Genomic DNA, 10,450 nt, shown 5'->3' with positions numbered 1-10,450 from the left:
GCAGGACGACCTGCGAGATGAAGGGCTGCGAAAGCGTCACCGCCCCGGCCATCCTTACGGTTGCCAGCTGGAAGAGCACCACCCCCGCACAGGCAAGCGTCGCCAGCAGGCTCAGGGCCAGCACGGCTCCGTGCGGAAGGAGTTCGGTCAGGCGTCCCGGCATCAGGGAATCCCCGTATTTGACGACCATGACCCCCATGAAGAGCATGCCGATCGTCGTGGCGATATTCAGGAAGCGCGAAAACCCGCTGCCGCCGGGGTCTTCGGTCAGGCGTTCTCCTGTGGCCCTGTCGCGCGAAACACGTGTGAGCAGCAGGCGCACATCCTCCAGATTGCGGTAGAGGAGCATGGCATAGGTTGCGGCCAGCAACAGCACGAAACCCTGGAAAACGGGATTTTCGGTGAGCGACTCCGCCCGGGCGGAATATATCGGCTGCTGCGGAACCAGCACGGATGCCGTGCCGAAGACCTCCGCGGCCGGGACGTCGTGCCAAGGCGTTGCCGGCAGCTCCGGGAACGGGTCGCCGAAGGGGAGGAACGGAAATTCGCCGTCCGCAGCACTGTCTGCGGCGAGCGTGTCGCCTGCGGCCGTATTTTCCGTACTGTCCGTCGGGGACTGTGCTTGGAGAGTCCGTGCTGCGGGCGAGTCCCCCGGGGGTGTCGCGGGCATACCTGCATGGCGGTGCGGTACGGAATCCCCGGCCGGGGCCGCTGTCTGTGGCGTGGCGGAACCCCCGGTGCCGTGTACCGGCGCAACGCCGGATTCCTGCGTTCGGGGCAGCGGAACCGGCACGGTATGTCTCAGCGTGTCGGTCATTCCTCGAATATGCGTTTGAGCGTGATGCGGATCGTCGTGCCTTTGCCGATCTCCGATTCCGTCACGCCGATCTTACCCTGGTGGTAATCCTCCACGATGCGGCGCGAAAGCGAGAGCCCGAGCCCCCAGCCGCGGGTCTTGGTCGTGAATCCCGGTTCGAAGATACGCTTCCAGTTCCCCTTGGGGATGCCCTTGCCGGTATCCTTGACGTCGATCATCACGTTCTTGTCGTCCGACGAGATGCGCACGTCGATCGACCCGTGCCCCTGTAGGGCGTCGAGCGAGTTTTTCATCAGGTTCTCGACCACCCATTCGAACAGTGCGGCGTTGATGTTGGCCTGCACGGGGGCGATGGCCAGCCCGTTGTAGTCGAGCGTCACGTTGCGCGGGATGCGCTTACGGAAATACATGACCGACTCGCCCACTACTTCGTTGATGTTGGCCGGGGTAAGGGGTGTTTCGGAGCCGATCTTCGAGAAGCGGTCGACGATCTTCATCAGGTGCGTGAGGTCTTTGTTCATCTCCTCCACGGCGCTCTGATCCACGTCCTGCGAGCGCAGGTATTCGATCCACCCGAGCAACGACGAGGTGGGGGTGCCCAGTTGGTGTGCCGTCTCCTTCGCCAGCCCGATCCACACCCGGTTCTGCTCGTCGTGTTTCGAAGACCGGAATGCGATGAACCCCAGCAGGATAAAGGCCGTTATGACCAATATCTGGACATAGGGGAAGTAGTAGAGCGATTTGAGCAGTGCCGATCGCCCGTAGAAGATGATGTGGTAGTGGTCGTTGGACCACCAGAAACGCACCGTGCGCGGGGTGTTCTCGGCCGTGAATTTGTCGATCTGCCTGCGCAGCCGGTCGGGGTGGTCGATGATTTTTTCGGGAACCAGGTGGAATTGGAGCACCTCCAGGTTCTCGTTGGTCATGATGAACGGGATGTTGTTGCCGTTCGACACGATGTCGGTGATGAGCGGGTCTTCCATCGAGCCTCCCATCACGTTGCGGTTCGCACGCTCCATCGCATGGGCCCACAGCGCCACGTCGTGCTGCTCCTTTTCCTTCAGGCGCTTGGCCATGTTGTTGGTGTAGAGCAGCGACACCATGCCGAGGGATACCCCCACGATGATGACCACCACGCGGTTGCGGAACGAGAATATGTCGCGGCGGATTTTCATGGCCTGTGTTTATTTACGCGGGGTGTCCTGCTCGGTGACGATCCGCGCGTACTCCTGCCTGTTGCCGAGTATTTCGATGGCTTTCAGCACGTCCCCGTCGTCGGGAAGCGAATGCTCGATGACGCCTTCCGAATAGCCGTGGCGCAGTACGATGTCGTTGTTGATCGACTCGACGATCTCCTTGCGGTAGGTTTCAAGATTGGTCGCCGTGTCGTCCCGGAGCGTCGAGTCGATGGCTGCGATCTGCTGTTCCACCTCTTCGAAGCGATCCGTTTTGGCAGCCTCGCGCAGTTTCTTGAGTGCCCGCCGCGTATCCGACTCATAGGGAACCTCCTTGTCCTTCATGAACTCGGCGAACTCGGCGTAATCACCGTCCGTGATCGAGAACGTGCGGATGTCGATCTGTTGTCCCGGGTGCCGGCGCACGTATTCGTCCCCGAAATCCTCGATGAACCCCAGCGCATAGAGCGTCATGGCGAAGCGGCTGATGTACTCCGGTGCGGTGCGGATGTCGGGCATGATGCCGCCCCCGTCGTAGACCTTGCGTCCGGCGCGGGTCGTGTATTCCGAGATGAGCGAGTCGGGTACCGAACGGACGGTGCCCTCCTGCGAGTGGGAATAGTCGATGGCCTGTATGCAGCGTCCCGAAGGGATGTAGTATTTTGCGGTGGTGAGCTTCAGCATGGCGTTGTATCCCAGCGGGCGCGGGGTCTGTACGAGCCCTTTGCCGTAGCTGCGCTGGCCGATGATGACCGCGCGGTCGAGATCCTGCAACGCTCCCGTCACGATCTCCGATGCCGATGCCGAGTTGCCGTTGACGAGTACCGCCAGCGGCAAGTCCGGGAGTATCGGTTCCGATTCGGTGCGGTATACCCGGCGCGAATCTTCCGTGCGGCCTTTGGTACTCACCACTTCGGTGCCTTTCGGGACGAACATGCCCAGTATCTTCACGGCTTCCTGCATGATGCCGCCGCCGTTGCTGCGGTAATCGAGGATCAGCCCCTTCAGCTCGCCCTCCGAACGCAGTCGTTCGATGGCTGCCCGCATATCCTCGTAGCAACCTTCGGTGAAATCGCTGTGGCGGATGTACCCGATGCCTTCGTCCACCCATCCCGCGTAGGGTACGCCCGGAATGGCGATCCGTTCGCGTTGCAGGGTGACGGTCTCGGTGCCGCCCGTCAGGTGTTCGACGGTCACCCTGACCTTGCTGCCCGGGTCTCCCTTGAGGCGCGAGCTGACCTGCTCGGTGGTGAAGCCCTTGGCATCTTTGCCGTCGATGGCGAGGATCTTGTCGCCGATCTTCAGCCCGGCGCGGTCGGCGGGCGATCCCTTATAGGGCTGGGCGATCGTTACCCAGTCGCCTTTTTTGCGGATGAGGGAGCCTACGCCGCCGTATTTGCCGGTGGTGAGCAGCTCGAAGTTGGACATCTGGTCTTCGGGGATGAACTCCGTGTAGGGGTCGAGGTCGCTGACCATACCTTCTGCGGCACCTTCCATCAGCTTGTCCGGGTCTACCGGGTCGACATAGCCGAGCGAAAGTTCGCGCATCATATTGACCGTGATCTCCATGTTGCGCCCCAGCCCGAAGTCGTTGCGGGCCGCAAAGGTCAAAAGGGCTGCCGCCGAGGCCGCAATGACGGCCGTGAGCAGGTATCTGTATCCTTTCCTAATCATGTTTACTCATTTGTATGTACGAATCCAGCCGGTATTCGACCCGGGCGACGCCGCGGCGTATGCCGTCGATCTGAATCCACTGTCCGTATTGTGAAACCTTTATTTCGTCCTCTCCCAGCAGCATCAGCTTGCGCAGCGGGCCGTCGGCGCGGAATGTCATCACCCCGTCTTCCTCTCCGCGCAGCGAAAAGCCTGCCGACTTGAAGGCGTTGACGATCTGTTCGCGGTTCTCCTCCACGTCGCCTTCGACCTTGCGCACCACGAACCCGAATCTGGGGTAGAGCGCCGCAAGCACCACGATCGCCGCGAACAGCGTCGCGTAACGGCTGGTGTGGAACATTACGTAGACCGTCTGGTCGAGCGTGAGTGCCGAAGTCCCCGTTGCGAGCATCAGAGCCAGGATGGCTACACAGATAACGCACAGGGCGACGAAATATTTTAACGAACGGATGAAGTATTTCATAACAGTGATTTTTGTTGGATTTGTATCGTTACAATGCCTTTGTCGGTCGTAGCCGCCGCCGGCGCCGTTTGCAATTTTGACCCCATCCCAAACCCCTTTCTTGGGAGGGGCTTGTTGCATGCGGTCGTTTTTCTGTGTATCATCTTCTCCCAATTTGCCCGATGCGGTCGGCAACCTCCTGCATCAGCCATTTGGGGGTCGACGTGGCGCCGCATATTCCGACCGACTCGGCACCCGGGAACCATGCCGGGTCGATCTCGGCGGCCTCCTCGACCGTATGTGTCCGGGCGTTCGCCCTGCGGCATACCTCCGAGAGCACCTTGCCGTTCGACGACTTGCGCCCGCAGACGAACACCACCACGTCGAAGCGGCGTGCGAATTCCGCCAGGTGTTGTTCGCGGTTCGATACCTGCCGGCAGATCGTGTCGTCGATCCGCACCCCGTCCGGGTGTGCCGCCCGGCGGCGCATCTCGGCACCCAAGGCCTCGAACAGGGCGATGCTCTGGGTCGTCTGCGACAGGAAATAGACCGGCCGCGTAAAGTCGATCAGGCCGAGGTCTTCCTCGCCTTCGATGACGATGGTCGGTGCCTGCACCTGTCCCGTGAGCCCCACGACTTCCGCGTGGCCTCGTTTGCCGAGGATCACGACCTGCCCTCCGACGGGGTGCATCTGTTCGTGCGCCTTCACCACGCGGTTCTGCAAACGGGCGACCACCGGGCAGGTGGCGTCGATCACCCCGATGCCGAGCTCTTTCGCGCGCGCGAAAGTCGTGGGCGGTTCCCCGTGGGCGCGGATGAACAGCCGCCGGCCGCCCAGTGCGGGCATGTCGGCATGGGTTACGGTGCGCAGCCCCAGCCGTTCGAGGCGCTGCACTTCGATGCGGTTGTGGACGATGTCGCCCAGCGAATAGACCGTACTCCCCTCGGCGAGGGCTTTCTCGGCCTCCGAAATAGCCCGGACTACGCCGAAGCAGAAGCCCGATTTGTCGTCGATCTCTATTCGCAACCCTTTCACTGTGCCCTGTGCACGGCGATCCGTGCTCCTATCTGGTAACTTGTTCGAATTCCTTCATAAACCACGCCATCTGCTCCCCGACCGTCATGCAGCTGTTGTCGAGTACGATGGCGTCTTCGGCCTGCCTGAGCGGCGATATCGCACGCCCCATATCGGCCTTGTCGCGTTCGCGCACGTTGCGTTCGATCTCCTCGAGCGACACCTGGTCGCCCTTGGCGCGCAGCTCGTCATAGCGGCGGCAGGCGCGAACCCGCGGGTCGGCTGTCATGAAAATCTTCAGTTCGGCATCGGGAAAGACCACCGTGCCGATGTCACGGCCGTCCATCACCACGCCGCGGCGGCGCCCCATCTCCTGCTGCATGGCCACCAGTTTCCTGCGTACGGGGGCGATGGCGCTCACGCGGCTCACGCAGTTGCTCACCTCGATCGTGCGGATCTTGCCTTCGACCAGGTCGCCGTTGACGTAGATGTCACTGGCACCGCGTTCGGGGTTGAAACGGAACGTGATGGCGATCTGGTCGAGCAGCCTGACGACTGCGTCCTCGTCGACGATGCCCGACCGGATCGCACCGTGTTCGAGCGCATAGAGCGTGACGGCGCGGTACATGGCACCGGTGTCGATGAAGATGTAACCCAGCTCGCGGGCGATGGCTTTGGCGAACGTACTCTTGCCGCACGACGAAAAGCCGTCGATGGCGATTATGATCTTGTGTTTGTTATCCGACATTGGGGAATATATCAAAGAATGTTGAAAGTATCGTGTAAATACCCAGTATCCCGATGATAAGGCCGGCGACATGGTTGATCGTCAGCATGTGGCGCGGGCGGAAGCGACGGCGGAAAAGGTTGATGACGAAGGCCAGCATCGTCCACCAGGCCGCGGCGCCGCCGAAGAATCCGGCGATGATGAACATGGCGCGGAAGAAGCCTCCCACGCCTTCGTGCGTGATGTCGCCGCCCGAAATCTTGAATACCGCGAAGAAGGCGAGGATGTAGGGGATCACCATGATGAAATTGGCGATCGTCAGCCCGAAGATCGAGGCGAAGTCCTGCCACAGCGACGTCTTGCCCGCCCGGTTGCGGCGTATCTGCGGTACGGGGTTCTGGGCGAAGATGTAGACGCCGACGATTACCACGAAGATGCCGCCTATCACGCGCAGCAGGGTGTTGTACTGCTCGATCTGGGTCTGGAGCATCGAGTAAAAAAACAACGCCGCCATGGCCATGAAGGTGTCGGCACAGGCTACGCCCAGGCCGGAGACGATTCCCGAACGACGGCTTTTCGACAGGGTGCGCTGGATGCACAGCACGGCCACGGGGCCTACCGTGATCGATGCCGCCACGCCTACGCAGATGCCGCGGAACATAACGTCCAAGATTTCCAATCCCATTTTCTTCGGTTGCGGAGTTTCAGGCAACAAAGATACGAAAAACCTCGGACATCCGTCAAGGCCGCGTGAAAAAAGGGCGCGGCCGATTGTCGGAAATGGCCGATATGTTGATAAAATATCGAAAACTTTGGCCGCAGAGTTGTATATTGGCAGTCGAAAGTCGGTAAATTTGCAGAAACAACAAGCGGGCCTATGGCAGAAATGAAACAATTCGGGATCGACCTCGAACTCGACGATACGGTGGCCCAGGGCCACTATTCGAATCTGGCGATCATATCCCACTCCACCTCGGAATTCATTATCGATTTTGCCGCGGTGCTTCCCGGCGTGCAGAAAGCCCGTGTCAAGAGCCGCATTATCCTCACGCCCGAACACGCCAAACGGCTGTTGCGTTCGCTGCAGGAGAATATCGTGCGTTATGAAAGCAATGTGGGCAAGATCGAAATACCCACTCCTCCGCCGGTTCCCGAAGCGGGCCCCAAGATGGGTGAAGCTTAAAATCGCAACAGCCCGGCCGTAAAACGGCCGGGCTGTTGTAGGTAACCGGAAGTGCGAAAAAGAGTAAATATCTTGTTTCCAGGTATTTAATTTTATTTTCTGCATGTGCTCCGAGTAATAAAATTGTAAAATCGGGCAGGTTCCCGTCAGGGGCCGTATTACGATCAACGGTACGATGGCGCAGTTCAGCTGCAAACTCTCCGTTCGTTCTACTCTCTGGAATGCCAAAGCAAATAAAACTGCCGGCAAAAGAAAGCCTCGAAGCCCAGCGTCTCAATGAAAAGTTGGAGAACTTCCGAAACCTTCGATAGAAATCCTCCGCCGCGGATTTTTGTTTTCGCCAGAAAACAGCGAGTTGTACCTTTGTCCGACAAATTTGGGTTTGTCCGACAAAGGTTCTCGCTCTGCGAGGCCCGGGTCGCTCCCGAGTCGCGACCCTTTTTTAAGCCATATATGGATATGAACCGAAAACCGACAGACAAGACCGATAAGAAGCCCCGAACGCCGAGTTATAAATACTCTTTCCGGCTTAATGAAGAGTAGAACATCCGCTTTTGCGAGCTGCTCAGCAAAGCCGGATTGGAGCATAACCGGAGTCGTTTTATTGTTAAAAGAATCTTCAGCGAGGAGTCCGTCGTTATCAGACGCGACCCGTCGAAGACGCAGTTCGTCGCCCGACTTAACGACTTTTATTTCCAGTTTCAGCGCATCGGCAACAACTATAACCAGATTGTAAAGGTCATCAATATGCACTTCACCAACATTGCAATACCACATCAGATCGCCGCACTGGGCCAGCGGACACGCGAGTTGAAAGTGTTGAGTATCGAGATCCTGAACCTTGCAAAACAAGCTGCGGAATGGTTGCGAATATAAGATCAGGCGCATCGCCTCCGAAATAGAGGGGCAATTGCGATGTATTCTCTCAGGATCTTCATTTTGTGCTTTATTATATTTTCATACTGTACTCCGTACCATATCCGAAGAGGATGTCCGCGAAACTGTCCATATTAAACTCAATAAATTACAAGAAACATCCGCTTCGAACAGACACAATACTCAGGATCAGGCATCACACTATATAAAACGAGGCTCCATGGAGCCTCGTTTTCGAATATCTTGCCATGCGGGTGTCAGGCCTGCGGCGCCTGGCTCTGCAAAAACTGTTGGTATTCTGCCCACATCTGCTCGATGCCTTTTTCGGGGCCGAACATCGCACGCATGGCCTTGTCGAAACTCCAGACATCCATATCGCGAACCGTAACGTGGAATTCACGCAGGGCGTCGGGATTCATGGTCGTCAGCCACTGCAGGAAAAATCCGGTCGTCTTATAGCCGTCGAGCCAATGCCCGCCCGGTTTGCGGAGCGCCGCAGTGTCGAACAGCCCGGCCTCGGCGCGCACGGCGTCGGCAAGGCCCTCGATGCAGGCCCAAAACTCCCTGTTGGTTGAATAGCTTCCAATCCCTTTCGGCTCGAACTGGTAGGCGTGCACCAGCTCGTGGAAAAGCACGCCGCGCGTTTCATAGTCGAGTTTGTAAAGCGACTCGCGCGCCGACTTCTCGATGTGCTGCGTACTGTACACGATCGCCGTTTCCGCAGGGTTGCCCGATTTGGCCGAAACCCCGGCATAATCCTTCAGCGTATAGTCAATTTTCCCCACCGTGTTCATCGTATCGGCAGCTGAGTAGAAAAGTATTTCGGCAACCTTGCGGGTGTGGTAGCGGACATACGCCCCGGGATCCTGCACCAGCGTGGCGTAAATCGCTGCACCCTCGGTCTGTGGGTCAAGCACCTCGAAATCCACCGCGGGATAGACGAAACCGCTCCACGCCTCCTCCCTGTCGCGCTCGTAGAAACGCACGTCGCCCACGGCGACCGTATCGGCCTCTTCGCGCGGCAGGAATTCGATTTTGTAGGCCGTATAGTTCGAGGGTTCGGCAATTCGCCCGGTAATCTCCTGGAAACGCGAGCAGAATACGCATCCCTCCCGGCGGTCGAGTTCGACCCATTTGCGGCCGTCGTGCGTGCCGCTCAACACCCATCCGGCCGGATCTGCGGCGGGCACTTCGCCCGAAGAGTATACGCGGTAACTCCGCATCGGAGTGTCGAAGCCGTCGAATACAACCCGGCAGGGGCGGGATGCCGGCATCGCATAAGATGTCGAGGGGTCGTCGTCGCAAAGTTCCGCAACATTGCGGGGCGCCTCCTGCGAGCAGGAGAGCATCGTAAGCGCCGTAAGCGCAAAAATAAAGTGTTTCATAGTGTAAAGATACCTGTTTTTCGGTTGTTCATATTATCTGTCCGGCCCTGTGGCGACGGGAAGCGACGGCGGGACGGCTGCAGCCGACACGGCGCGCCGCTTGTCGGGCCGCGAACCCATCACATAATGCAGGTGTACGCCGTCACGGATGTCGTCGTACGTGATGTACGACTTGTCCCACACGCGGCCATCGACGTACATGCGGCGAATGTAGACGTTCTCCGGGCTCCAGTTCTCGGTCGTCACGCGAATGGACTTCCCGTTGGAGAGGCGCAGTTCGACGCCTTCGACCGTCGGCGAGCCGATGTTGTAGACATTGCTCGACGGCGCCGTCGGGTAGAAGCCCATCGTATTGAACAGGTACCACGCCGACATCTGGCCGCAGTCGTCGTTGCCGCTCAACGAGCCTGGCTCGTTGCCGTAGAAGGCGTCCGATATGCGGCGCACCCACTGCTGGCATTTCCACGGCTGCCCGAGGTAGTTGTACAGATAGACGATGTTGTGGCAGGGCTCGTTGCCGTGCCAGTAGGCGCCGATACGCCCCTGTATGTCATGCGCACCCGGAATATCGTCTGGCAGTTCGGTCACGAAGAGCGAGTCGAGGCGCGTTTCGTACAGCCTGCGGCCCACGCGGTCGATATGTCCCGCGACGTCGTGCGGCACGTACCACGTATATTGCAGCGTGAATCCCTCCGTAATATCGCCCCAGCCGTGCACCGAGCCCGGCCCCTGATAGGCGACGGGCGTAAAGGGCGTGCGCCAGCGGCCCTGGCTGTCTCGGCCCCGCATGAACTTCGTTTCGGGGTCAATCAGGTTGCGGTACGAGAGCGAGCGGCGCAGGAAATAGTCGTAGTCCTCCTTGCCGAGCGCGCGGGCTGCCTGCGCGATGCAATAGTCGTCGTAGGCGTATTCGAGGGTCTTGGAAACCGATTCGCGCTCCTTGTCGAACGGCACCCAGCCCAGTTTCGTATATTCGGGCAGGCAGTCGTAATTGGGATTGGTCGCCGTGCGTTTCATCGCTTCGAAAGCCCGCTCGTAGTCGAAGCCGGGAACCTGCTTGACAATCATGTCGGCCAGTACCGATACGGCATGGTACCCGATCATGCACCAGGTTTCGTTGCCGTAGAACGACCAGACGGGCAGCATCCGCTCGACG

11 protein-coding genes and 1 pseudogene are annotated in these 10,450 nt (G+C 59.1%); 3 read left to right on the top strand and 9 right to left on the bottom strand.

Features of this window, described 5'->3' with window-relative positions; translation table 11 throughout:
* The 7 genes from QVP03_RS06085 to QVP03_RS06055 all read right to left on the bottom strand — a co-directional run.
* Window positions 1–817: DUF4271 domain-containing protein (locus tag QVP03_RS06085; RefSeq protein WP_288210677.1), on the bottom strand; the 817-nt coding region annotated here is incomplete at its 3' end.
* Complete coding sequence (locus tag QVP03_RS06080; RefSeq protein WP_018697019.1) at window positions 814–1,992, bottom strand: sensor histidine kinase; 1,179 nt, start codon at window positions 1,990–1,992, stop codon at window positions 814–816. The genes QVP03_RS06080 and QVP03_RS06085, both read right to left, overlap by 4 nt.
* Before the next feature lie 9 nt (window positions 1,993–2,001).
* Window positions 2,002–3,666 (bottom strand): S41 family peptidase, encoded by a 1,665-nt coding sequence (locus tag QVP03_RS06075; RefSeq protein WP_022332645.1) that lies wholly within the window; start codon window positions 3,664–3,666, stop codon window positions 2,002–2,004.
* On the bottom strand, window positions 3,659–4,129 hold the full coding sequence (locus QVP03_RS06070; protein ID WP_018697021.1) for a hypothetical protein: 471 nt from the start codon (window positions 4,127–4,129) through the stop codon (window positions 3,659–3,661). The genes QVP03_RS06075 and QVP03_RS06070 overlap by 8 nt, the downstream gene beginning before the upstream one ends.
* Window positions 4,130–4,268: 139 nt before the next feature.
* The gene (locus QVP03_RS06065; RefSeq protein ID WP_022332644.1) at window positions 4,269–5,135 is read right to left on the bottom strand and encodes a 4-hydroxy-3-methylbut-2-enyl diphosphate reductase; all 867 of its coding nucleotides are present in this window, start codon (window positions 5,133–5,135) and stop codon (window positions 4,269–4,271) included.
* A gap of 37 nt (window positions 5,136–5,172) precedes the next feature.
* Window positions 5,173–5,871, bottom strand: a complete 699-nt coding sequence (gene cmk / locus QVP03_RS06060; RefSeq protein WP_018697024.1) for a (d)CMP kinase — start codon at window positions 5,869–5,871, stop codon at window positions 5,173–5,175.
* Window positions 5,861–6,535 carry a LysE family translocator gene (locus tag QVP03_RS06055; RefSeq protein ID WP_026318600.1) on the bottom strand — a complete coding sequence of 225 codons (675 nt, stop codon included), beginning with the start codon at window positions 6,533–6,535 and terminating at the stop codon, window positions 5,861–5,863. Before QVP03_RS06055 ends, cmk begins: the two co-directional genes overlap by 11 nt.
* A gap of 192 nt (window positions 6,536–6,727) precedes the next feature.
* Between QVP03_RS06055 and QVP03_RS06050 the strand changes: the two genes are divergently transcribed.
* From QVP03_RS06050 to QVP03_RS06040, 3 genes and pseudogenes are all read left to right on the top strand, one after another.
* Window positions 6,728–7,033: a DUF3467 domain-containing protein gene (locus QVP03_RS06050; RefSeq protein ID WP_018697026.1), complete on the top strand. Its 306-nt coding sequence runs from the start codon at window positions 6,728–6,730 to the stop codon at window positions 7,031–7,033.
* A 175-nt stretch (window positions 7,034–7,208) separates the two neighbouring features.
* Window positions 7,209–7,332: pseudogene (locus QVP03_RS06045) on the top strand (site-specific integrase); the annotation flags it as partial.
* A 280-nt stretch (window positions 7,333–7,612) separates the two neighbouring features.
* Entirely contained in the window at window positions 7,613–7,909 is a 297-nt protein-coding gene (locus QVP03_RS06040) for a plasmid mobilization protein (RefSeq protein WP_229107488.1), read from the top strand.
* Between the two features lie 257 nt (window positions 7,910–8,166).
* Here QVP03_RS06040 and QVP03_RS06035 read toward each other — a convergent pair whose 3' ends face one another.
* Complete coding sequence (locus QVP03_RS06035) at window positions 8,167–9,294, bottom strand: basic secretory protein-like protein (protein WP_018697028.1); 1,128 nt, start codon at window positions 9,292–9,294, stop codon at window positions 8,167–8,169.
* 33 nt (window positions 9,295–9,327) lie between these two features.
* A partial coding sequence (locus QVP03_RS06030; RefSeq protein ID WP_288210676.1) for a glycoside hydrolase family 92 protein occupies window positions 9,328–10,450 on the bottom strand: 1,123 nt, incomplete at its 5' end.

The organism is Alistipes sp. CAG:29 (genome assembly GCF_000435435.1).
Lineage (GTDB): Bacteria > Bacteroidota > Bacteroidia > Bacteroidales > Rikenellaceae > Alistipes > Alistipes onderdonkii.
This window is presented reverse-complemented; position numbering and strand designations above follow the sequence as displayed.

What these genes read in the sequence shown, in the direction of transcription:
- QVP03_RS06080 (WP_018697019.1), bottom strand. Translation starts at nt 1,992, where the DNA reads ATGAAAATCCGCCGCGACATATTCTCGTTCCGCAACCGCGTGGTGGTC.
- QVP03_RS06075 (WP_022332645.1), bottom strand. Translation starts at nt 3,666, where the DNA reads ATGATTAGGAAAGGATACAGATACCTGCTCACGGCCGTCATTGCGGCC.
- QVP03_RS06070 (WP_018697021.1), bottom strand. Translation starts at nt 4,129, where the DNA reads ATGAAATACTTCATCCGTTCGTTAAAATATTTCGTCGCCCTGTGCGTT.
- cmk (WP_018697024.1), bottom strand. Translation starts at nt 5,871, where the DNA reads ATGTCGGATAACAAACACAAGATCATAATCGCCATCGACGGCTTTTCG.
- QVP03_RS06055 (WP_026318600.1), bottom strand. Translation starts at nt 6,535, where the DNA reads ATGGGATTGGAAATCTTGGACGTTATGTTCCGCGGCATCTGCGTAGGC.
- QVP03_RS06050 (WP_018697026.1), top strand. Translation starts at nt 6,728, where the DNA reads ATGGCAGAAATGAAACAATTCGGGATCGACCTCGAACTCGACGATACG.
- QVP03_RS06035 (WP_018697028.1), bottom strand. Translation starts at nt 9,294, where the DNA reads ATGAAACACTTTATTTTTGCGCTTACGGCGCTTACGATGCTCTCCTGC.